Raw genomic sequence first — 21,699 nt, 5'->3', positions numbered from 1 at the left:
TTTCCCCCGACGTCAACGCCCCTCAATTACGCTTTCTCAGGAGGTTCCGGTCTGCGTTGATAATTAAAGTGTAGGCCCCACCCCGAACTTCGCAAGGTCAATTTGCTCTTTTTTTGTACATTTTTTGACGGGCTTTTCGGGAGCGTGTTTCCTATAGTTACTCCATCAGGCTAAACAAAAGGTTACCGAATGCTGACGGTTCATCATCTCAATAACTCTCGCTCACAACGCGTTCTCTGGATGCTCGAAGAGCTGGAGCTGCCTTATCAAATCATTCGCTATCAGCGTGAACCGACCATGCTGGCGCCGGAGGCGTTAAAGAAAATTCACCCGCTGGGTAAATCGCCGGTAGTGGAAGATAACGGCCACATCCTCGCGGAGTCAGGCGCAATCCTCGAATACTTGCAGGAAAGTTACGACAAAGAGGGCCGCCTTAAGCCCGCAGAGATAAACGACAAGCTGCAATATCGATTCTGGCTGCATTATGCCGAAGGGTCGCTCATGCCGCTGTTGTTGCTGAAGCTGGTCTTTAGTCGCCTGGGTAAAGCGCCGGTTCCCTGGCCGCTGCGTCCGGTCGGCAAAGCGCTGGGGCAGGGAGTGCAAAAGGCGTATCTCAATAAGCAAATTGCCACCCATGCTCGCTACGTTGAAGGGCACCTGAGCCAGTTCCCGTGGTTTGCCGGGCAGCAGTTCAGCGCGGCGGACATCCAGATGAGCTTCCCGGTTGCCGCGCTCCTTGCTCGCGGGGAGGTGAATGATATGCCGCATACCCAGGCATGGATGAAAAACGTGCAAATGCGGCCTGCGTGGCAGCGGGCGCTGAACCAGGGTGGGCCGTTTGAGATCCCCGGCGACTAATTTTTGAATCGGGTGAAAACTGCGCCAACAGTTTGCTGTTTTGTTGCGAAATTGCGCATCGACGATAACGTTTGCGCATGATGCGGTGATTTATTCATCAGCTGGGCATATTTTCCACGAAAAGCGCAAAAGTTAGGTTGAAAATCCCGTAAGGAAGGCTGGATAATCGTTTGCCTTAATTCTGATACACCGATTTGTCTGTGCGGAGTTAAACGTTTGCTTTTTTGTGACACCCCTTTTGTCACAATCGTAGCGCAGGGAGACAACGTTTAACTGGCAGCGGGTTGTCCACCGCCCGGGCAAACGTCATTCTAAAAATCTCAGGGGATTTTTCACTATGTCTACACCTTCTCCGCGTGCCGGCGGCTCACTCGACGCCTGGTTCAAAGTTTCTGCACGTGGCAGTACCGTGCGCCAGGAAGTTGTCGCCGGTCTGACAACCTTCCTCGCCATGGTTTACTCCGTGATAGTGGTCCCGGGCATGCTCGGCAAAGCCGGTTTCCCTCCGGCGGCGGTCTTCGTCTCCACCTGTCTGGTTGCGGGCGTTGGCTCCATCGTGATGGGACTGTGGGCAAACCTGCCGCTGGCCATCGGCTGCGCCATCTCGCTGACCGCATTCACCGCTTTCAGCCTGGTGCTCGGCCAGCACATCAGCGTGCCGGTTGCACTCGGTGCGGTATTCCTGATGGGCGTGCTGTTTACCATTATCTCCGCCACCGGCATTCGTAGCTGGATTTTACGCAACCTGCCAATGGGCGTTGCCCACGGCACCGGGATTGGCATCGGCCTGTTCCTGCTGTTGATTGCCGCTAACGGCGTGGGCCTGGTTATCAAGAACCCGCTGGACGGTCTGCCGGTTGCGCTGGGCCACTTTGCCAGCTTCCCGGTAATCATGTCGCTGATTGGCCTGGCGGTGATTATCGGCCTGGAAAAACTGAAAGTACCGGGCGGTATTCTGCTGACCATTATCGGGGTTTCGATCATCGGCCTGATTTTTGACCCGAATGTTCACTTCTCCGGTATCTTCGCTATGCCTTCCCTGAGCGATGATAAAGGCAATTCGCTGATTGGCAGCCTCGACATCATGGGCGCGCTGAACCCGATTGTGCTGCCAAGCGTACTGGCGCTGGTCATGACCGCGGTATTTGACGCAACCGGCACTATCCGCGCGGTTGCCGGTCAGGCAAACCTGCTGGATAAAGACGGCCAGATTATCGACGGCGGCAAAGCGCTGACAACTGACTCCCTGAGCAGCGTGTTCTCAGGTCTGGTGGGTGCGGCTCCGGCTGCGGTTTACATCGAGTCCGCAGCGGGTACGGCGGCGGGCGGTAAAACCGGCCTGACAGCCATCACCGTTGGCGTGCTGTTCCTGCTTATCCTGTTCCTCTCCCCGCTCTCCTATCTGGTTCCTGCCTACGCAACCGCTCCGGCGCTGATGTATGTTGGCCTGCTGATGCTGAGCAACGTGGCAAAAATCGACTTTGCCGACTTCGTAGATGCGATGGCTGGCCTGATAACTGCGGTCTTCATCGTGCTGACCTGTAATATCGTTACCGGCATCATGATCGGCTTTGCTTCTCTGGTTATCGGCCGCGTAGTGTCCGGCGAATGGCGCAAGCTGAATATCGGCACCGTGGTTATTGCCGTGGCGCTGGTGGCGTTCTACGCCGGTGGCTGGGCAATCTGATTTTCAATTCGTGCGGGTTGCGTTCTGTAACCCGCCGCTTTTCCTCTCTTCGGGCATTTCCGGTTCCAATGTGGTGCAAAAAGTTGTTTTATTATTAAAACAACCTTCAAAGGTGGCACTTCACACATCGCTTACAAGGAAAACATGGAAATTTTCTTTACCATCCTCATTATGACCCTCGTGGTTTCGCTCTCCGGAGTGGCAACACGCATGTTGCCCTTCCAGATCCCGCTCCCTCTGATGCAAATCGCCATTGGCGCGCTGCTGGCGTGGCCGCATTTTGGCCTGCACGTTGAATTTGACCCGGAACTGTTCCTGGTGCTGTTTATCCCGCCGCTGCTGTTTGCCGACGGCTGGAAAACGCCGACCCATGAGTTTCTTAACCATGGGCGGGAGATTATCGGCCTTGCGCTGGTGCTGGTGCTGGTCACCGTGGTCGGGATCGGCTTCCTGATTTACTTCCTGGTGCCGGGTATTCCGCTAATTCCTGCTTTTGCGCTGGCGGCGGTGCTGTCGCCGACGGATGCCGTGGCGCTGTCTGGGATTGTTGGCGAAGGGCGCATCCCGAAAAAAATCATGGGGATTTTGCAGGGCGAGGCGCTGATGAACGACGCCTCTGGCCTGGTATCGCTGAAGATGGCGGTCGCCGTCGCCGTGGGCACAATGGTGTTCACCGTTGGCGGAGCATCGCTTGAGTTCTTTAAGGTAGCGATTGGCGGCCTGCTGGCGGGGATTGCCGTCAGCCTGCTGTACGGTAAGTCGCTGCGCCTGATGAGCCGCTGGAGCGGCGATGAACCGGCAACTCAAATTCTGCTGCTGCTGCTGTTACCGTTCGCCTCTTATCTGATTGCCGAACATATTGGCGTTTCGGGCATCCTGGCTGCGGTTGCCGCGGGGATGACCATTACCCGGTCCGGCGTGTTACGCAGCGCACCGCTCGCTATGCGCCTGCGTGCAAACAGCGTCTGGGCGATGCTGGAATTTGTCTTCAACGGCATGGTGTTCCTGCTGTTGGGCCTGCAACTGCCCGGCATTCTTGAGACCTCCGTAGCGGCGGCAAATGCCGACCCGAACGTAGAGTTGTGGATGCTGTTCCTCGACGTGGGCATGATTTATTTCGCGCTGATTGCCGTGCGTTTCCTGTGGCTGTGGTCGATGAAGCGCATTAGCCTTCGCTTTATGAAAAAGCGCCCGCTGGAGTTTGGCTCGTTTACCACGCGTGAGCTGTGCATCGCCTCTTTCGCCGGGGTACGCGGAGCAATTACTCTCGCCGGTGTGCTCTCTATTCCGCTGTTCCTGGGAGACGGTACGCCGTTCCCGGCTCGCTATGAGCTTATCTTCCTCTCCGCTGGCGTTATCCTGTTCTCGCTGTTTGCCGGGGTCATTATGTTGCCTATCCTGCTGAGAAACGTCGAAGTGGGGGACAAAACGGTAGCGCGTAAGGAAGAGCGGCTGGCGCGTTCGGCAACGGCTGAAGTCGCGATCGTTGCCATTCAGAAAATGGAAGAACGCCTTGCAGCGGATAGCGAAGAGAACATAGATGACCAGCTTTTGAAAGAGGTCAGTTCAAGGGTTATCGGCAACTTACGCCGCCGCGCCGACGGGCGTAATGATGTTGAAAGCAGCGAGCTGGAAGAGAATCTTGAACGCCGCTTCCGCCTCACCGCGCTGCGTTCGGAGCGCGCGGAGCTTTACCATCTGCGTGCTACCCAGCAAATCAGCAACGAGACCCTGCAAAAGCTGCTGCACGATCTCGACCTGCTTGAAGCTCTGCTGATCGAACGTCAGTAAACCGCTTAGTTCTGGCCTGCCTCAAGTGCGGGCCAGAACTCTCTGCAACAATCTATCCACGCCTGCGCGCTCTGCGAAATATAAACCCCTTCACGCCAAATCATGCCCAGTTGCCAACTTAAATCGCTGTTCAGCGGGAGCCACATCAGCGTGGTGTGATCCAGCTTCTGGCAAATTGGCTCGGGAAGGATGGCGATGCCCACGCCGCCCTGGACCATTGCGGCCAGGAAATCCCACTGCCCGCTGCGTACCGCGATGCGCGGCGTAAACCCGTGGGACTCAAAAAGCTGCATCAGCTGGCGGCTAAGGGAAAAATCTTCGTTGTAGATAAGCAGCGGGTGTTCGGCAAGTTCCGCCGGGTCAACGCTGGTGCGGCCCAGCCACGGGCCTGAGCGGGGCACCAGCACGCAAAGCGGGTGGCGAAACAGCGGCAGCATGGTGAAGACGCTTTCGTCCTCAACCGGCATGGCGGTGACCGCTAAATCCAGCTCGCCGTTAAGTACAGCCTGCTGGACAGTCAGGCCGCCAAACTCGGAGATCTTAAATTCAACGCCGGGATAACGATGCTGATAAACGCCAATCGGGCCGGTCATCAGGGTGCCGACCATTGGCGGAATACCCAGCCGTAATACGCCGTTGGTGAGCTGCTTGATGTCGTTAAGCTCGGCTTCCAGCTGGCGGAACTCGGCCAGAATAGCCAGCCCGCGCTGGAATACCACCTGCCCGGTATCGGTAAGCAACAGGCGGCGGCCGTCGCGGATCAGCAGCGTGCAGTTCAGCTCATCTTCGAGATTACGCAGCATCTTGCTGATGGTCGGCTGCGTGACGAACATTTTCTCCGCCGCGCGAGTGAAGCTCTGCTGGCGTACCACTTCAACGAAGTAACGCAGCGTTCTGATGTCCATAACTATTCCTGTTGACTATGCATGCAATGATTTTAATTCATTTCAGTAGCGATTAACCGCTATCTATAATCGTGGCTGGTATTTTTTGGAGAATGCATATCATGGCTCTGGCGTTAGGTCGTTTTACGCCTGCTGTAATTCATAGCCTGCGGGTTCCCGTCCAGGTCGCGCTGTACGCCGGGCTTTTTGTTTTTGCCGAACAGCTTGTGTCCTGGGGGCACTTGCCGCTTCCCGCCAACCTGGTTGGCATGCTGTTGTTACTGGCGTTGATTATTTTCCGCATCGTGCCGCTGAAATGGGTACGAGAAGGCTCAAAGTGGCTGCTGGCGGAAATGCTGCTGTTCTTTGTACCGGCGGTCGTCGCGGTAGTTAACTACGCCCAACTGCTTATGGTGGACGGCTGGCGCATCTTCGTGGTGATTGCGGTCAGCACGCTGCTGGTGCTCGGCAGCACGGCATGGGTGGTGGAAAAAGTTTACCGCTTTGAACTGGCGCGCGAAGCCCGCAGGCAGACTAAACATGACTAATTTCCAGCTTAGCCTGCTGTGCCTGGCGGTGACGCTCATTTTCTATTTTGCCAACAAACGCCTTTACCGCCGTTTTCGCAAATTGCCGCTGATGCCGCTGGTTTTTACCCCGCTGCTGCTGGTGGCGATGCTGATTTTTGGGCATATCTCCTACAGCAATTATATGGGGGAGGCGCACTGGCTGCTGTGGCTGCTGGGGCCTGCCACTATCGCCTTCGCGGTGCCGGTCTATGACAACCTCAGGGTGATTAAACGCCACTGGATGTCGCTCACCGCAGGGGTGATGACCGCGATGGTTGTGGCGGTAACCAGCTCAATCTGGCTGGCGAGACTGCTGACATTGCCGGACGACATTCAGCGCAGTCTTGCTGTGCGCTCTATTACCACGCCTTTTGCCCTGGCGGCGGCAAAACCCATTGGCGGAGAGCCAGAGCTGGTGGCGCTGTTTGTGGTCATCACCGGCGTGTTTGGCATGGCGGTGGGAGACGTACTGTTTTTGCGCTTGTCGATTCGGGAAGGGATTGCTAAAGGTGCCGGGTTTGGCGCGGCCTCTCACGGGGCGGGAACCGCACGCTCTTACGAGCTTGGCCCTCAGGAAGGGGTGATTGCCAGCCTGGTGATGATGCTTTCCGGCGTGGTGACGGTGCTGGTTGCGCCGCTGGTTAGCCTGCTGATGTTTTAACCTACCGGGGCGAGTTGCCCCGGTAAGCGCTTACTTACTAATGGGCACGGCCCTGATCGATGCCGATGCCGGTCTGAGAACGAATAAACTGCGCACGGAATTTCTCGCGCTCAAGCTTACCTGCCGCCGTATTGTCGGTGATTGAGAACAACCAGATCCCGACGAAGGCCACCAGAATAGAGAACAGAGCCGGGTATTCATACGGGAACAGCGCTTTCTCATGGCCGAGGATTTGTACCCAAATCGTCGGGCCGAGGATCATCAGCACCACCGCGGTCAGAAGACCCAGCCACCCACCCACCATCGCGCCGCGCGTGGTCAGCTTCGACCAGTACATCGACAGCAGGATAATCGGGAAGTTACAGCTTGCGGCAATCGAGAATGCCAGCCCGACCATAAAGGCAATGTTCTGATTTTCAAACAAAATCCCCAGCAGAATGGCAACCACGCCGAGCACCAGCACGGTAATTTTCGACACCTTCAGCTCGTCGCGCTCTGAAGCACCTTTGCGGAACACGTTGGCGTAAAGATCGTGAGAAACCGCAGAAGCACCGGCAAGCGTCAGACCCGCAACGACCGCCAGAATAGTGGCGAAGGCAACGGCAGAAATAAAGCCGAGGAACAGATTGCCGCCAACCGCATCGGCGAGGTGAACCGCCGCCATATTGTTACCGCCAATCAGCGCGCCAGCGGCGTCTTTGAACGCCGGGTTTGCGCCCACTAACATAATGGCGCCAAAACCGATAATAAAGGTCAGGATGTAGAAGTAACCCATAAAACCGGTGGCATAAAACACGCTTTTACGCGCTTCACGAGCGTCGCTCACGGTAAAGAAGCGCATCAGGATATGCGGCAAACCGGCGGTGCCGAACATCAGGCCAAGGCCAAGAGACAGGGCGGATATCGGGTCTTTCACCAGCCCGCCGGGGCTCATGATGGCCGCACCTTTAGGGTGAACCGCCATGGCTTCGTTGAACAGGTTATTAAAGCTAAAGCCGACATGCTTCATCACCATAAAGGCCATAAAACTTGCGCCGAACAGCAGCAGCACCGCCTTGATAATCTGTACCCATGTGGTGGCCAGCATGCCGCCGAACAGGACATACATCACCATCAGGACGCCAACCAGCACTACCGCAATGTGGTAGTTGAGGCCGAACAGCAGTTGGATAAGCTTACCGGCGCCGACCATCTGGGCAATGAGATAAAGCGCCACGACCACCAGCGAACCACAGGCGGAAAGCGTGCGGATAGGCCCCTGTTTGAGGCGGTACGAGGCAACATCAGCGAAGGTATAGCGCCCGAGGTTGCGCAGACGTTCGGCAATCAAAAACAGAATAATGGGCCAGCCGACCAGGAAACCAAGCGAGTAAATCAGCCCGTCGTAGCCGGAGGTATAAACCAGCGCCGAAATCCCGAGGAACGAGGCCGCAGACATAAAGTCGCCGGCAATCGCCAGTCCGTTCTGGAAGCCGGTGATGTTCCCGCCAGCGGTGTAATAATCGCTGCGAGAGCGAACGCGTTTAGAAGCCCAGTAGGTAATGTACAGCGTGAAAGCGACGAATATCAGGAACATAATAATCGCCTGCCAGTTAGTTGGCTGGCGCTGAACGGCACCGGTTATGGCGTCGGCGGCTAAAGCGCCGGTGGGCAGCAGGGCGGTAGAAACCGCAAGTAAACGTTTCATTTAACCCCCGCTTCGCGCAGCACTTCTTTGTTCAGGCGGTCAAATTCGCCGTTAGCGCGCCAGACGTAAATACCGGTGAGCAGGAAAGAGATGACGATAACGCCTATCCCGATAGGGATGCCGCGCGTCACGCTGGTGCCCGGATGCAAGGGCGTACCGAGCCACGCTGGCGCAAAAGCGATCAGCAGAATAAAACCAACGTAAATCACTAACATAATTAGTGACAGGATGGCGGCAAACCGTTGCCTTTTAGTGACCAGCTCCCTGAAATGCGCACTGCTTTCTATCCGCTGATAAATGGTGTCATTCATCACAGAGTCTCCAGAGGTAAGGTAGGTAATTATTATTCCCTCTCCCTGAGCGGGAGAGGGTTAGGGTGGGGAGTTATGAAGGCATGGTTAAAGCCTGTTTTTCTTCCAGCAGTTTCTCTACCACGCCAGGGTCGGCGAGGGTTGAGGTGTCTCCCAAGTTGCTGGTATCGCCGGAGGCAATTTTGCGCAGAATGCGGCGCATTATCTTGCCGGAGCGGGTTTTTGGCAGCGAGTCGGTCCAGTGCAGTACGTCCGGCGTGGCAAGCGGGCCAATCTCTTTGCGAACCCAGTTGCGTACTTCGGTATACAGCTCCGGTGTAGGCTCTTCGCCGTGGTTCAGCGTGACGTAGGCGTAAATCGCCTGGCCTTTAATGTTATGCGGGATGCCGACAACGGCGGCTTCGGCAATTTTAGGGTGCGAAACCAGGGCAGATTCGATTTCCGCAGTGCCGAGGCGGTGGCCGGAAACGTTGAGCACGTCATCCACGCGGCCGGTTATCCAGTAATAACCGTCTTCGTCGCGGCGTGCGCCATCTCCGCTGAAATACATATTTTTGAAGGTGGAGAAGTAGGTCTGCTCGAAGCGCTCATGATCGCCAAACAGCGTGCGGGCCTGGCCCGGCCAGGAGTCGGTAATCGCCAGGTTGCCTTCGGTCGCGCCAGTCAGCGGGTTACCTTCGTTGTCCACCAGCGCAGGTTGAACACCAAAGAACGGCTGGGTTGCTGAACCGGCTTTCAGCTCGGTCGCGCCCGGCAGCGGGGTAATCATGAAGCCGCCGGTTTCCGTCTGCCACCAGGTGTCCATCACCGGGCATTTTTCATTGCCGATGTGCTTCCAGTACCACTCCCAGGCTTCCGGGTTAATCGGCTCGCCTACCGAGCCAAGAATGCGCAGCGAGGAACGGTCGGTGCCTTCGGTTGCTTTATCACCCTCGGCCATCAGGGCACGGATAGCCGTTGGCGCGGTGTAGAGAATATTCACTTTGTGCTTGTCTACCACCTGGGCCATGCGGTTTGGCTTCGGCCAGTTCGGCACGCCTTCAAACATCAGCGTAATTGCGCCGCAGGCCAGCGGGCCATAAAGCAGGTAGCTGTGCCCGGTGACCCAGCCCACGTCGGCGGTACACCAGTACACATCGCCCGGATGGTAGTCAAAAACGTATTTGAAGGTGGTTGCGGCGTAAACCAGATAGCCGCCGGTGGTGTGCAGTACGCCTTTTGGTTTACCGGTGGAGCCGGAGGTGTAGAGAATGAACAGCGGATCTTCGGCATTCATCTCCACCGGCTGATGCTGGTCGCTGGCGTTGGCGACCAGGTCGCTCCACCACAGGTCGCGATCCTGGTGCCAGTCAACTTTGCCGCCGGTACGTTTCAGGACCACAACGTGCTCAACGGTTTTGACGTTTGGATTTTTCAGCGCGTCGTCGACGTTCTTTTTCAGCGGGATGGAACGCCCCGCGCGAACACCTTCGTCGGCGGTGATAACCAGCTTCGAGCTTGAGTCGATAATACGCCCGGCAACCGCTTCAGGTGAGAAACCGCCGAAGATAACGGAATGCACCGCACCAATACGCGCGCAGGCCAGCATCGCTACGGCTGCCTCAGGCACCATTGGCATGTAGATAGCAACGACGTCACCCTTTTTAATCCCCAGGTCTACCAGAGTGTTGGCAAAACGGCAGACATCGCGATGTAGTTCGCGATAGGTGATGTTTTTACTCTGAGTTGCGTCATCACCTTCCCAGATAATTGCAGTTTGATCGCCTCGTTCTTCCAGGTGCCTGTCGAGGCAGTTCGCCGCTAAATTGAGCGAACCGTCCTCATACCACTTGATAGAGATGTTTCCCGGCGCGAAAGAGGTGTTTTTCACCTTTTTGTAGGGCTTTATCCAGTCGAGGATTTTACCCTGCTGGCCCCAGAATTCATCAGGCTCCTGTATCGACTGCTGATACAGCGTTTTGTACTGCTCCGGATTTATCAGGCAACGGTCCGCAATGTTTGCGGGAATAGCATGTTTGTGTACTTGGCTCATGGCTTTTTTTCTCCTTTAGGATGTTAATAATATGTCACACAAACGTTAATTGTAGGGGTGTTGGCAGCTTTGTTTACTTTTTGGGCGGCAGATCACGCATTAAAATTATTGCGTAAAAAATGTTCAAACGGATGAATCGTAAGAAATAATTGCTTTTGATGATTATTGCGAAAATTGATAGTAAAACTTTTTCCATAACAATAGGTTATGGTGATAAGCTCGATGAAAATCCTGTTTGTGTAAAGAATGTGAGTGTATAGCTCTGAAAATGAATGGTTGCATAGCATGCTATCGGGATGATACTGATACCGAGCTTTAAAAAACCCCACGTAACACCTGACGTTTGTCATACCCCCTTTCAGTTTGTGACGTTCTCCTTGGTCAACAGCATGGGAATGGCGCTTTTTTGAGGAACTGTAGTCGTTATGAAAAACTTTAAAATCAGCCTGGCCTGGCAAATTTTGCTCGCGCTGGTGTTGGGCATTATTCTAGGAAGTTTTCTTCATTATCAAAGTGATAGCCGAGAGTGGCTGGTTGCTAACCTGCTGTCACCGGCGGGTGATATCTTCATTCACCTGATCAAAATGATCGTCGTGCCGATTGTTATTTCTACCCTGGTGGTAGGTATCGCAGGCGTTGGCGACGCAAAACAGCTTGGCCGAATTGGGGCGAAGACCATCATTTATTTCGAAGTGATCACGACGGTTGCCATCATTCTGGGCATTACGCTTGCGAATGTGTTCCAGCCGGGTCACGGCATTGATATGTCGCAGCTTGCTACCGTGGATATTTCGAAATACCAGAGCACCGCCCAGGATGTTCAAAGCCACGCTCACGGCCTGATGGGCACCATTTTGTCTCTGGTGCCGACCAATATCATCGCCTCGATGGCGAAGGGTGAAATGCTGCCGATAATCTTCTTCTCGGTGCTGTTTGGTCTGGGGCTGTCATCGCTACCGGCGACCCACCGCGAGCCGCTGGTTACCGTATTCCGCTCTATTTCCGAAACCATGTTTAAAGTCACGCATATGGTAATGCGCTATGCGCCGGTCGGCGTTTTTGCGCTGATTTCCGTTACCGTGGCGAACTTTGGGTTCGCTTCGCTCTGGCCTCTGCTGAAGTTGGTGGTGCTGGTTTATGTCGCCATTATCTTCTTCGCGTTTGTGATACTGGGTGCGGTGGCGCGTCTCTGCGGGCTGAAAATTACTATCCTGATGCGCATTCTGAAGGATGAGTTGATTCTGGCTTACTCAACCGCCAGCTCGGAAAGCGTACTGCCTCGCATTATTGAGAAGATGGAAGCCTATGGCGCTCCGGCGTCGATAACGAGTTTTGTGGTGCCAACCGGCTATTCGTTTAACCTCGACGGCTCAACGCTTTATCAGAGCATCGCGGCTATCTTTATCGCCCAGCTGTACGGCATTGAACTGTCGCTGTGGCAGGAGATAATCCTGGTGCTGACGCTGATGGTGACTTCGAAAGGGATTGCTGGCGTACCGGGCGTTTCTTTTGTCGTGCTGCTGGCAACGCTTGGGAGCGTAGGTATTCCATTGGAAGGGCTGGCGTTTATTGCCGGTGTTGACCGAATTCTCGACATGGCGCGTACCGCGCTGAACGTGGTCGGGAATGCGCTGGCGGTGCTGGTTATTGCTAAATGGGAACACAAGTTCGACAGTAAAAAAGCTCGGGCCTATGAGCGCGAGCTTTTTGGTAAGTTTGACAGTAAAGCCAACAGCTAAGTCCAAACCCTCTCCTTTATCGGGAGAGGTTTTTTCATTTTAACCCAATGCGCTCTCGCGCAGACGGGCCTTCAGTTTGCTGTACTCATCTATCACGTACTGCTCGGCGGCCTGCTGATCGGCAATCGGCTCAACGCGCACGGCGCAGTACTTGTACTCCGGCGTTTTGGTTATCGGGCTAAGGTTTTCCGCCACCAGTTCGTTACAGGCGCCAATCCACCATTGATAGGTCATATAAACGGCCCCTTTATTAGGGCGTTCACTGACCTCTGCGCGGGTGATAACCCGACCTTTGCGCGAACTCACCCACACCAGCGCCTGATCCTCAATGCCCAGTCTTTCGGCATCTTCAGCGTGGATTTGGGCGTATCCCGGTTCGTCGGCCAGCGCCGCCAGAGCCGCACAGTTGCCGGTCATCGAACGGCAGGAGTAGTGGCCGACTTCGCGCACCGTAGAGAGCACCATCGGATATTCTTCGCTAACGCGATCGATAGGCGGAGCCCAGTCGCAGGTGAAGAACTGGCCCAGGCCGTTAGGGCGCTCGAATTTGCTCTCATACAGATAAGAGGTTCCCTGATCCGCTTCGGACGTATCGCGGCACGGCCACTGGATGTAGCCCAGTTCGCCCATTTTCTCGTAGGTTGCGCCGTAGAAGTCCGGGCACAGATGGCGCAGCTCATCCCAGATTTCCTGGGTGTTGCTATAGCTCATCGGGTAACCCATGCGGGTAGCGATTTCGCTGATAATCTGCCAGTCCGTTTTCAGATCCCACTTCGGTTCAACCGCTTTGAAGAAGCGCTGGAAGCCGCGGTCGGCTGCGGTGAACACGCCTTCATGCTCGCCCCATGAGGTTGACGGTAAAATAACGTCGGCCTCGGAGGCGGTTTTGGTCATGAAGATATCCTGCACAATCACCAGTTCCATGTCGGCAAAAGCCTGGCGCACGGCGGAAAGCTCGGCATCAGTTTGCAGCGGATCTTCGCCCATAATATAGGCGGCGCGAACTTCGCCGTGGGCGACCCTGTGCGGCATCTCGCTGATGCGGTAACCGTTCTGTTCCGGCAGAGCATCCACTCCCCAGGCGGCGGCAAATTTGCTGCGCGTTTCCGGGTCTCTGACGTACTGGTTGCCGGGGTACATGTCCGGCAGTGCGCCCATGTCGCATGCGCCCTGAACGTTGTTCTGGCCGCGAACCGGGTTAACGCCAACGTTAGGCTTGCCGAGGTTACCGGTCATTAATGCCAGGCTTGTCAGCGAGCGGACGGTTTCCACGCCCTGGTAGAACTGGGTTACGCCCATGCCCCAAAGGATGGTGGCCGTTTTAGCTTTAGCGTACATACGCGCGGCAGCGCGAATGTCTGCGGCGCTGATGCCGGTTATCTCTTCTACCGACTCAGGCGTATAGCCTTCGACGATTTTGCAATACTCATCAAAACCTTCGGTACGTGAAGTGATAAAGGCGCTGTCGTAGAGCTTCTCTTCAATAATGACGTGGCCCATCGCGTTGAGCAGCGCAATATTAGAGCCGTTCCGCAAGCGTAAATGCATATCGGCGATGCGCGAAGTTTCGATTTTTCGCGGATCGACAACGATAATCTGTGCCCCTTTCTGCTTCGCCTTAATCACACGATTGGCGACGATAGGGTGTGAAACTGCCGGGTTATACCCGAATACAAAGACTAAATCCGTATCCTCAATCTCGACGATTGAGTTACTCATCGCGCCATTTCCGACCGACTGGTGCAGACCTGCAACCGAAGGGCCGTGTCAGACACGTGCGCAGCAATCGACGTTATTGGTTCCAATAACGGCGCGCGCAAATTTTTGCATTACATAGTTGGTTTCATTCCCGGTGCCGCGTGACGAACCGGTCGTCTGGATGGCATTTGGGCCGTATTTTGCTTTGATTGCGCTCAGGCGTGAGCTGACGTAATCCAGGGCTTCATCCCAGGAAACGGCTTCCAGCTTGCCGCCGCGCTCGCGGCGAATCATAGGTGTTTTAAGGCGCGGAGTAAGAATTTTGGTGTCAGTGATAAAATCCCAACCGTAATAGCCTTTCAGGCACAGATCTCCCCGGTTAGTTTTTCCCTGAGCGCCTTCCGCCCTGACGATTTTGCCGTTATCCACCACCAGGTTTATTTTGCAACCCGAGGCGCAATAGGGGCAAACCGTGACGACTTTTTCCATCATGTTGCTCCAGTCAGTGCTGTAATTTGAGTACGACGACGGGAACGCCGTCGCATCCGTGCACCTCTGAATGCATTATCTATGCCACAACACGTAAAGGGCTTTTGGGCGGCAGTTTCGGGGCCGATGGGTTAAAAATATGACGAAAGCAGGCTCGTCGTCAGAAATGACGTGTCGAAACCCCCGGCATTTGTGACAGTGATAGAAATTTCCACATGCGTCTGTGTTATTTCTCCGGCGCGCAATCAACAATCGCTCACACTTAGAAGAACGCTCACCTCCGGAGAAAATAATGAAACCTGCAATCCTGGTGGTGGATGACGATACGGCCATCTGCGACGTACTGCGCGACGTGCTCAATGAGCACGTTTTTGATGTGCTGGTGTGCCACACCGGAAACGAGGCCGTGGAAGCCGTTGCCGGGCAGCCTGCCATCGCACTTATCCTGCTGGATATGATGCTGCCGGACACCAACGGTCTGCTGGTGCTCCAGCAAGTACAAAAACTGCGTCCGGCGCTGCCGGTCGTGATGCTTACCGGTATGGGAAGCGAGTCGGATGTGGTGGTAGGGCTGGAAATGGGCGCGGACGACTACATCGCAAAACCGTTTAATGCCCGCGTGGTGGTTGCCCGTGTAAAAGCGGTACTCAGGCGCAGCGGGGCGCTGGCGCTGGAAAGCAGCGGCGCTAAAACCAGCGGCCTGCAATTTAACGGCTGGCGGCTGGACACCGTGCGCTGCCAGCTAATGAATGCTCAACAGCAGCAGGTTGATCTCACCCAGGGCGAATATGGGCTACTGCTGTCGCTGGTGCAGAACGCCCGCAAGGTACTTTCCAGGGAAAAGCTGCTTGAGCTAACCCATAGCGAAAGCCTTGAGGTGTTCGACCGAACCATTGATGTGCTGATTATGCGGCTGCGGCGCAAAATAGAGGTGAATCCTCACCAGCCCACGTTAATCCGCACAATACGCGGAGTCGGATATGTTTTTGCCGCCGATATTATTCATACGGAAAATAACTTAGCGTAATAAGATGGGTGCTTAAGGCGTTCCCGTATTCCCGGCAGGTCGGGCGGAGGAAATAACTCCGCCCGGTTAGTCTTACCGAATAGAGCAGGCAAGCTTGGCTATTATTTCCTGGTTGTCGTTTTTCATTTTCACTTCGCAAAGATCGCTACGTGATAATAAAGTTAGCGCTATTAACGTTATACAAATAATTAACAGGCAGCCGAAAACCAGTTCTCTGTGCTTCATGCCTTTTACTCCTTGCTTTGCAGCGGGTAAGAGGCTAACCTCAACTTGCTGGGTTGAGGGGTAGCCTCGGGTTAACGAAAGTTGCCCGGGGCTTTCTTTTATTCCCTCACTGATATTACTTTGCTCAGGACCGAAAGCCCTAAGCACCCGCCTGCTAGTTTACTGTTATTCTTATTTAAATCGCAGATGTAATTTGTTTTGGTGAAATTACATTTTTATGGAACAGAACTCGCAAAAAATAGTTAATAGATAATTTAAATTAATCTATTTGCCAGTTTAACTCGCGACTTATTTAATTTCGTTAAATAAAGTGGCGATATTCATTGCAGAGTAATATTTCCGGCGGCTGGTCTTCGCTAAGTGAATTAAAGCGTTCGAGAGGCTCCAGAAAGCGGTTGTCGTGCTCGTCGTCGTTAACCATCGAAACCTCGCCGACCAGCACATCACCGTAGCCTGCCTCACCCCAGAAACTGTGGTAAATCCCCGGCAGCAGGCTGATGCTTTCCCCCGGAGACAGGCGTAGCCGGCTGCCCGCGGCGTGCGTCTGGCTGCAACCATCAATCACTACCGTGATATCCGACTCTTCGGGTTGTTCAAACGGGTCAGAATTCCACAGTTCGACAATAAGATTTCCGCCGCCGCGGTTGATGATGTCTTCCTGCTTGCACCAGTGGAAATGCATCGGCGTAAGCTGATTCTCACGGACGTGCATCACCTTTTCGGCGTAGGGTTTGGCATAAGGAGATCCTTCAGGCGAGCCGTTGCGCAGGGTAAAAAGCGTGAGTCCCATGGTGAGAAAGTCGCTGCCGCCGAAGGCGGTGATGTCCCATCCCAGTTTCAGGTCGAAAACTTCCTGCCAGCAGAGAGGGTCGAGCTGTTGCCACTTTTGCGGCGTGAAGCTGGCAAACGGAGGGAGCTGGATGTCGTGGCGCGCAAAAAATTGGCGGGTTTGATTAAGAAACTGATTAACCTCGGAGCGTTTCATCTGGCCTCCCTTTGATATGGCCCTCACAGCAAGCCTGGAAGGGTTACGGTGAGGGCAGGGGTGAGGGGAAAATTATTTCACCGTCCATCCTTTGTAAGTGCCGATGTTGTTCTTATCAATCATCGTCACCGGGATCAGCACCGGGCCTTTCGGCGCGGGTTTGCCCTGCAGAATGTCGTAACCAATCTCTACTGCTTTCGCCGCCATCACCTGTGGATCCTGAGCCGGTGTGGCAACAAACAGCGAGCCGCCGCCGCGTTTCAGCGCTTCTTCGCCGTCCGGGCTGCCGTCCACGCCGACGATGAAGAATTCATTACGCTGCGCCTGCTTAGCCGCCAGATCGGCACCGATCGCCGTCGGATCGTTAATCGCAAATACGCCGTCGATCTTTGGATTCGCCGCCAGCAGAGAAGTCATCACTTCGAGGCCGCCTTCACGGCTGCCCTTAGCATTCTGGTTGGAGGAAAGGATCTTAATGTCCGGGTGTTTTTTGAACTCGGTTTCACAGCCTTCAACGCGGTTCTGCACGGCGGAAACCGGCGGCCCGTTGATGATGACCACGTTGCCTTTGTCTTTCAGGCGGTCGGCTATGTATTTACAGGCCATTTGCCCCGCCTGGGTATTATCCGAGGTGATCGTCGCATCGGCACCGTCTGCCGCTACGTCAACCGCCACAACCACGATCCCGGCTTCTTTCGCCCGCTTCACTGCCGGGCCGATGCCTTTAGAATCCGCGGCGTTCAGGATAATCATGTCCACCTTCGCGGCGATAAAGTTATCGATCTGTGCCACCTGCTGACCAAGATCGTAGCCGCTGGACACCAGCGTCACTTTCACGTTATCACCCGCCAGTTTTCGGGCTTCCAGTTCGGCACCTTTGGTTATCTGCACGAAGAACGGGTTGGCCAGATCGCCGACCGTCACGCCGATCGACTTTAACTCTTTCGCCTGAGCGAACGGTGCGCCAGCGATCATCGCACCAGCCAGTAACGCGGTAACTATCGGTTTCAAACGCATGCTGTTTTCCTCACTCGTAGGGTTTTGTTGTTATGCACTTTGATGGTGACGGGTACGGTATTTATCGATCAGCACCGCTATGATGATCACCGCCCCTTTGATCACCAATTGCCAGAAGTAGGAGACGCCCATCAGCGTCATACCGTTATTGAGAGTGGCGATAATCAGCGCCCCCACCAGCGTGCCGGTGATGGTGCCGATGCCGCCCACAAAGCTGGTGCCGCCGAGGATAACCGCGGCAATCGCGTCCAACTCATAACCCATACCGAGGTTGCCGTTGGCGCTATAGAGGCGCGAGGCGCTCATCACGCCGCCGAGGCCCGACAGTAGCCCGCTCATGCCGTAAACAAACAGCAGCACCAGCCAGACCTTGATGCCGGTCAGGCGGGCCGCCTGCATATTGCCGCCCACCGCGTAAATATGAACCCCGAGCGTGGTGCGGCGCAGAATGAACCAGCACACCGCAATAACCAGCAAGGCGATGACCACCAGCCACGGAACTGGGCCAAGATAGGCGTTGCCGATCCACTCGAAGTTAATATTGGAGTTGATAACCGTTGTGCCGTCCGCCAGCAGGTAAGCGGCGCCTCGCAGCGCGGTATAGGTGCCCAGCGTGACGATGAACGGCGGCAGCCCGGCCCAGGCCACCAGCATGCCGTTAAACAGGCCAAGCCCGGTTCCCATCAGCAGAGCGGCCGGAATAGAAAGCCCTTCCCAGCCCGGCATCAGCGAAACCACCATCGCGGTTACCGCCGTAGTGCCCAGAATCGACCCTACGGAAAGGTCGATGCCACCGGTGAGAATAATGAACGTCATCCCTGCGGCCAGCACGATGTTGATTGACGACTGCCGGGCGATGTTGAGCAGGTTAGACTCGGTAAAGAAGTTTGGCGCGATAAACCCAAAAACGGCGATGATCAGCACCAGAATTGGCAAAATGCCGATGGTTTGCAGCAAATCGCCAAACAGCGCCTTCTTCAGCGATGCGGACTTAGCCGCCGGTTGGGTGCCTGAGTTAGTCATGATGAACCTCTTTCTTATGGGCCTCGGTCACGCCGGTAGCCAGCGTCATAATATTTTCCTGAGTAATGTCGTGGCGCAGCAGCTCTCCGGCGATGCTGCCTTCCCGCATGACGTATACCCGGTCGCTCATGCCGACCACTTCGGGCAGCTCGCTGGAAATCATCAGAATGGCAACGCCCTGGCGTGCCAGCTGGTTCATGATGCGGTAAATCTCGCTTTTGGCGCCGACGTCAACGCCGCGCGTTGGCTCATCGAGGATCAGGATGCGCGGACCGATGGCGACCCAGCGCGAAATTAATAGCTTCTGCTGGTTCCCGCCGGAAAGGCCGCCGGCCCGTACCTGAGCATGCGGCACGCGGATGTTGAGCAGGCTGATGGCGTCATCGGAAATGGTTTGTGCTTTTTTACGGTCGAGCATGCCGTAGTGCGCGTCGCGCTCCAGCGTTGCCATGGTGATGTTGTCCTGCGCGGCGAGTTCGAGGAACAGGCCTTGCTCTTTACGGTTTTCGGTCAAAAAACCGATGCCGTGGCGAATCGCCTCGCGTGGAGAGTGAAGGTTGACCGGTTCGCCGTCGATCTCAATCGATCCGCCCGTTGCTTTGCGTACCCCAAAGATCAGCTGCGCCAGCTCCGAGCGGCCTGCGCCGACCAGCCCCGCTAGCCCGACGATTTCCCCCGAGCGTACATGCAGGCTGACGGGCTGGACTTTCCCGTTGTCCGTCAGGTGATGGACGTTAAGGCGCGGGCTGCCAAGCGGAATATTGTGTTCTTTATTAAACAAGTCGCTAAGCGGGCGGCCAACCATCATGCGCACCAGCTCGCTGGCATTGAGATTTTCGCGCGTCAGGCTGCCGACATATTGCCCGTCGCGCAGCACGCTCACCCGGTCGGACAGCTCGTAGATTTCGGCCATGCGGTGGCTGATATAGATAATCGCCATGCCCTCATCGCGCAGCCGCAAAATAAGCTCAAACAGGCGGTGCGTTTCCCGGGAAGAGAGCGCCGCGGTGGGTTCATCCATCACCAGAATACGGCTGTTGCGGTGCAGCGCCCGGGCGATTTCGACCTGCTGCTGTTCGGCAATGGTCAACTTCATTACCAGGTCGCTGGCTTTGAACTGCGCGCCAAGGCGGTCGATAACCGCCTGGGCCTGGGTCAGCATCTCTTTATGCTGCACCAGCCCGCCTCGCGCCAGCTCGCTGCCGAGGAAAATGTTCTGTGCAACGGTCAGATTCGGGGCCAGCTGCATCTCCTGGTAGATAAGGGTGATACCAGCCTTCAGCGCGTCTTTTGGGCCTTTGATGGCATAGGGCTGGCCGTCAATCAGCACCTCGCCGCTGGTGGCGATATAGGCCCCGGCGAGGATTTTCATCAGAGTGCTTTTTCCTGCGCCGTTCTCGCCCATCAGAGCGTGGATTTCGCCGGGAAAGACCGTTAAGTCGACGCCTTTTAGCGCATAAAATTTGCCAAAAGATTTGGCAATATTGCGCATTTCCAGAATGGGGACTCTGCTCATAGCGCGCCGCCTGTTGTGATTATCGGGAGTTGCCAGTCAACCACACGTCGGTAAACACAAAATGTCAGCGGCCGTTCATAATTGTCATAGAGTTGAATAGTTAACCTGGATCACATTACCGTTGCGGAAATATTTATCAAAATCCGTGCAATGCTTAACTAGAGTGAATGCTTGACCCTCACCCTAACCCTCTCCCCTGTACATACCGGAGACATGGTGAACACTTGTTCGGGGACATGGTAGACACTTACAACTACGGCATAAGAACCCTCTTCCGGAGTCGCTTATGCCCTGGGATGCGAGAGATACCATGTCATTACGTCACGAGTTTGTTCACTTTGCCTCGCAGGACGGGGCTAACATCCGGGCGCTCTGTCGCCACTTCGGCATCGCGCCCGCCACCGGATATAAGTGGCTTTGCCGCTTTCTCGAGGCCGGACTTCCCGGCCTCGCTGACCGCTCACGGGCTCCCCATCATTCTCCCAACGCCACCGCCGCTCAGGTGGCTGACCTGTTACAGCAGGCACACCTGGCCCATCCCCGCTGGGGAGCCCGCAAGATTAAGGCCTGGCTGGAAGCGCAGGGGCACCACCTTCCTGCCGTCAGTACCGTGCACAACCTGATGCACCGTCACGGCCTGCTACCCGGTGTACCGCCGGGTATCCCCTCTGCCGGTCGCTTCGAACACGGCAGGCCGAACGCCCTCTGGCAGATGGATTTTAAGGGACACTTTCCCTTCGCCGGTGGGCGCAGCCATCCCCTCACGCTGCTGGACGACCACTCCCGGTTTTCACTCTGCCTGACGCACTGCGACAACGAGCGGCGTGAGACCGTGCAGTCACATCTGACAAAGGTGTTTGAGCGCTATGGCCTGCCGGAGAGGATGACCATGGATAACGGGGCGCCCTGGGGAGACACCACCGGGACCTGGACCGCGCTGGAGCTGTGGCTGATGCGTCAGGGTATCCGGGTGGGGCACTCGCGGCCTTATCATCCCCAGACGCAGGGCAAGCTCGAGCGTTTTCACCGCAGTCTGAAGGCGGAGGTTCTGCAGGGGAAATGGTTCACGGACAGCGACCAGCTCCAGCGGGTATTTGACCACTGGCGGGAGGTCTATAACTTTGAACGCCCGCATGAGGGACTGAATATGGCGGTCCCGGGTTCGCGCTATCAGCCTTCGGCCAGACAGTACAGAAGCGATGCTCCCGGGCCGGAGTACGATGACGGCGTGGCGGTAAGAAAAGTGGATATCAGTGGAAGCCTGAGCATCAGAGGTATCAGCCTGAAAGCGGGCAAAGCGTTCAGGGGAGAGCGAGTGGGGCTGAAGGAAAGCGGTGAGGACGGTTGTTATGAGGTGTGGTGGTACAGCACGAAAGTGGGAATGATCGACCTGAAGAACCGGTCGATCATCATGGGTAAAAGATGTTAAAAGGTGTTCACTATGTCCCCGAACATCTGTCTACTATGTCCCCGGAACGTACACCCCTGGGGGAGAGGGTT

18 protein-coding genes are annotated in these 21,699 nt (G+C 55.6%); 8 read left to right on the top strand and 10 right to left on the bottom strand.

Annotated elements, in window-relative coordinates:
- The first annotated feature begins 189 nt into the window (after nucleotides 1–189).
- The 3 genes from ACG1VR_RS21390 to ACG1VR_RS21380 all read left to right on the top strand — a co-directional run bounded on the left by ACG1VR_RS21390 (nucleotide 190) and on the right by ACG1VR_RS21380 (nucleotide 4,336).
- Nucleotides 190–858 carry a glutathione S-transferase family protein gene (locus tag ACG1VR_RS21390; protein WP_395489754.1) on the top strand — a complete coding sequence of 223 codons (669 nt, stop codon included), beginning with the start codon at nucleotides 190–192 and terminating at the stop codon, nucleotides 856–858.
- A 337-nt stretch (nucleotides 859–1,195) separates the two neighbouring features.
- Entirely contained in the window at nucleotides 1,196–2,545 is a 1,350-nt protein-coding gene (gene ghxP / locus ACG1VR_RS21385; protein ID WP_016517461.1) for a guanine/hypoxanthine transporter GhxP, read from the top strand.
- A 144-nt stretch (nucleotides 2,546–2,689) separates the two neighbouring features.
- Nucleotides 2,690–4,336 carry a Na+/H+ antiporter gene (locus ACG1VR_RS21380; RefSeq protein ID WP_016517462.1) on the top strand — a complete coding sequence of 549 codons (1,647 nt, stop codon included), beginning with the start codon at nucleotides 2,690–2,692 and terminating at the stop codon, nucleotides 4,334–4,336.
- A gap of 5 nt (nucleotides 4,337–4,341) precedes the next feature.
- Here the strand turns inward: ACG1VR_RS21380 and ACG1VR_RS21375 are convergent, their stop codons facing one another.
- Entirely contained in the window at nucleotides 4,342–5,241 is a 900-nt protein-coding gene (locus tag ACG1VR_RS21375; protein ID WP_395489753.1) for a LysR family transcriptional regulator, read from the bottom strand.
- Between the two features lie 101 nt (nucleotides 5,242–5,342).
- On the opposite strand from ACG1VR_RS21375, the gene ACG1VR_RS21370 reads away from it, so the two are divergent.
- Complete coding sequence (locus ACG1VR_RS21370) at nucleotides 5,343–5,768, top strand: CidA/LrgA family protein (protein WP_395489752.1); 426 nt, start codon at nucleotides 5,343–5,345, stop codon at nucleotides 5,766–5,768.
- Entirely contained in the window at nucleotides 5,761–6,450 is a 690-nt protein-coding gene (locus ACG1VR_RS21365; RefSeq protein WP_016517465.1) for an LrgB family protein, read from the top strand. Before ACG1VR_RS21370 ends, ACG1VR_RS21365 begins: the two co-directional genes overlap by 8 nt.
- A 37-nt stretch (nucleotides 6,451–6,487) precedes the next feature.
- Here ACG1VR_RS21365 and actP read toward each other — a convergent pair whose 3' ends face one another.
- From actP to acs, 3 genes are all read right to left on the bottom strand, one after another.
- A complete protein-coding gene (gene actP, locus ACG1VR_RS21360) occupies nucleotides 6,488–8,137 on the bottom strand; it encodes a cation/acetate symporter ActP (RefSeq protein ID WP_172568561.1) in 1,650 nt (549 codons plus the stop codon).
- The gene (locus ACG1VR_RS21355) at nucleotides 8,134–8,448 is read right to left on the bottom strand and encodes a DUF485 domain-containing protein (RefSeq protein ID WP_016517467.1); all 315 of its coding nucleotides are present in this window, start codon (nucleotides 8,446–8,448) and stop codon (nucleotides 8,134–8,136) included. Before ACG1VR_RS21355 ends, actP begins: the two co-directional genes overlap by 4 nt.
- Before the next feature lie 73 nt (nucleotides 8,449–8,521).
- Nucleotides 8,522–10,480 (bottom strand): acetate--CoA ligase, encoded by a 1,959-nt coding sequence (gene acs / locus ACG1VR_RS21350; RefSeq protein ID WP_395489751.1) that lies wholly within the window; start codon nucleotides 10,478–10,480, stop codon nucleotides 8,522–8,524.
- A gap of 425 nt (nucleotides 10,481–10,905) precedes the next feature.
- Between acs and gltP the strand changes: the two genes are divergently transcribed.
- The gene (gltP, locus tag ACG1VR_RS21345) at nucleotides 10,906–12,219 is read left to right on the top strand and encodes a glutamate/aspartate:proton symporter GltP (RefSeq protein ID WP_395489750.1); all 1,314 of its coding nucleotides are present in this window, start codon (nucleotides 10,906–10,908) and stop codon (nucleotides 12,217–12,219) included.
- Between the two features lie 39 nt (nucleotides 12,220–12,258).
- Here gltP and fdhF read toward each other — a convergent pair whose 3' ends face one another.
- Nucleotides 12,259–14,406 (bottom strand): formate dehydrogenase subunit alpha, encoded by a 2,148-nt coding sequence (gene fdhF / locus ACG1VR_RS21340; RefSeq protein WP_395491132.1) that lies wholly within the window; start codon nucleotides 14,404–14,406, stop codon nucleotides 12,259–12,261.
- A gap of 292 nt (nucleotides 14,407–14,698) precedes the next feature.
- Here fdhF and ACG1VR_RS21335 point away from each other — a divergent pair, with 292 nt between their 5' ends.
- Nucleotides 14,699–15,433, top strand: coding sequence for a response regulator (locus ACG1VR_RS21335; RefSeq protein WP_395489749.1), 735 nt, complete (start codon nucleotides 14,699–14,701; stop codon nucleotides 15,431–15,433).
- 72 nt (nucleotides 15,434–15,505) lie between these two features.
- On the opposite strand, the gene ACG1VR_RS21330 is transcribed toward ACG1VR_RS21335, so the two are convergent.
- From ACG1VR_RS21330 to ACG1VR_RS21310, 5 genes are all read right to left on the bottom strand, one after another.
- Nucleotides 15,506–15,658, bottom strand: coding sequence for a Hok/Gef family protein (locus tag ACG1VR_RS21330; protein ID WP_071704069.1), 153 nt, complete (start codon nucleotides 15,656–15,658; stop codon nucleotides 15,506–15,508).
- Nucleotides 15,659–15,959: 301 nt separating this feature from the next.
- On the bottom strand, nucleotides 15,960–16,643 hold the full coding sequence (locus ACG1VR_RS21325) for a D-lyxose/D-mannose family sugar isomerase (RefSeq protein WP_395489748.1): 684 nt from the start codon (nucleotides 16,641–16,643) through the stop codon (nucleotides 15,960–15,962).
- 72 nt (nucleotides 16,644–16,715) lie between these two features.
- A complete protein-coding gene (locus ACG1VR_RS21320) occupies nucleotides 16,716–17,660 on the bottom strand; it encodes an ABC transporter substrate-binding protein (protein ID WP_172568556.1) in 945 nt (314 codons plus the stop codon).
- A gap of 30 nt (nucleotides 17,661–17,690) precedes the next feature.
- The gene (locus ACG1VR_RS21315; RefSeq protein ID WP_395489747.1) at nucleotides 17,691–18,683 is read right to left on the bottom strand and encodes a ribose ABC transporter permease; all 993 of its coding nucleotides are present in this window, start codon (nucleotides 18,681–18,683) and stop codon (nucleotides 17,691–17,693) included.
- Nucleotides 18,676–20,199, bottom strand: coding sequence for a sugar ABC transporter ATP-binding protein (locus tag ACG1VR_RS21310; RefSeq protein WP_395489746.1), 1,524 nt, complete (start codon nucleotides 20,197–20,199; stop codon nucleotides 18,676–18,678). The genes ACG1VR_RS21315 and ACG1VR_RS21310 overlap by 8 nt, the downstream gene beginning before the upstream one ends.
- Before the next feature lie 286 nt (nucleotides 20,200–20,485).
- Here ACG1VR_RS21310 and ACG1VR_RS21305 point away from each other — a divergent pair, with 286 nt between their 5' ends.
- Nucleotides 20,486–21,628: an IS481 family transposase gene (locus ACG1VR_RS21305; RefSeq protein WP_395488908.1), complete on the top strand. Its 1,143-nt coding sequence runs from the start codon at nucleotides 20,486–20,488 to the stop codon at nucleotides 21,626–21,628.
- Nucleotides 21,629–21,699: the final 71 nt, after the last annotated feature.

It is taken from the genome of Cedecea davisae (assembly GCF_044095835.1).
In the GTDB taxonomy this organism is placed as follows: domain Bacteria; phylum Pseudomonadota; class Gammaproteobacteria; order Enterobacterales; family Enterobacteriaceae; genus Cedecea; species Cedecea davisae.
Note: the sequence above shows the minus strand (reverse complement) of the source record. Positions and strands in the feature narration are given on the sequence as shown.

Coding starts and splice junctions, on each gene's coding strand:
- ACG1VR_RS21380 (WP_016517462.1), top strand. CDS start 2,690: ATGGAAATTTTCTTTACCATCCTCATTATGACCCTCGTGGTTTCGCTC.
- ACG1VR_RS21355 (WP_016517467.1), bottom strand. CDS start 8,448: ATGAATGACACCATTTATCAGCGGATAGAAAGCAGTGCGCATTTCAGG.
- actP (WP_172568561.1), bottom strand. CDS start 8,137: ATGAAACGTTTACTTGCGGTTTCTACCGCCCTGCTGCCCACCGGCGCT.
- ACG1VR_RS21335 (WP_395489749.1), top strand. CDS start 14,699: ATGAAACCTGCAATCCTGGTGGTGGATGACGATACGGCCATCTGCGAC.
- ACG1VR_RS21330 (WP_071704069.1), bottom strand. CDS start 15,658: ATGAAGCACAGAGAACTGGTTTTCGGCTGCCTGTTAATTATTTGTATA.
- ACG1VR_RS21315 (WP_395489747.1), bottom strand. CDS start 18,683: ATGACTAACTCAGGCACCCAACCGGCGGCTAAGTCCGCATCGCTGAAG.
- ACG1VR_RS21390 (WP_395489754.1), top strand. CDS start 190: ATGCTGACGGTTCATCATCTCAATAACTCTCGCTCACAACGCGTTCTC.
- ghxP (WP_016517461.1), top strand. CDS start 1,196: ATGTCTACACCTTCTCCGCGTGCCGGCGGCTCACTCGACGCCTGGTTC.
- gltP (WP_395489750.1), top strand. CDS start 10,906: ATGAAAAACTTTAAAATCAGCCTGGCCTGGCAAATTTTGCTCGCGCTG.
- ACG1VR_RS21375 (WP_395489753.1), bottom strand. CDS start 5,241: ATGGACATCAGAACGCTGCGTTACTTCGTTGAAGTGGTACGCCAGCAG.
- ACG1VR_RS21365 (WP_016517465.1), top strand. CDS start 5,761: ATGACTAATTTCCAGCTTAGCCTGCTGTGCCTGGCGGTGACGCTCATT.
- ACG1VR_RS21310 (WP_395489746.1), bottom strand. CDS start 20,199: ATGAGCAGAGTCCCCATTCTGGAAATGCGCAATATTGCCAAATCTTTT.
- ACG1VR_RS21320 (WP_172568556.1), bottom strand. CDS start 17,660: ATGCGTTTGAAACCGATAGTTACCGCGTTACTGGCTGGTGCGATGATC.
- ACG1VR_RS21325 (WP_395489748.1), bottom strand. CDS start 16,643: ATGAAACGCTCCGAGGTTAATCAGTTTCTTAATCAAACCCGCCAATTT.
- ACG1VR_RS21305 (WP_395488908.1), top strand. CDS start 20,486: ATGCCCTGGGATGCGAGAGATACCATGTCATTACGTCACGAGTTTGTT.
- ACG1VR_RS21370 (WP_395489752.1), top strand. CDS start 5,343: ATGGCTCTGGCGTTAGGTCGTTTTACGCCTGCTGTAATTCATAGCCTG.
- acs (WP_395489751.1), bottom strand. CDS start 10,480: ATGAGCCAAGTACACAAACATGCTATTCCCGCAAACATTGCGGACCGT.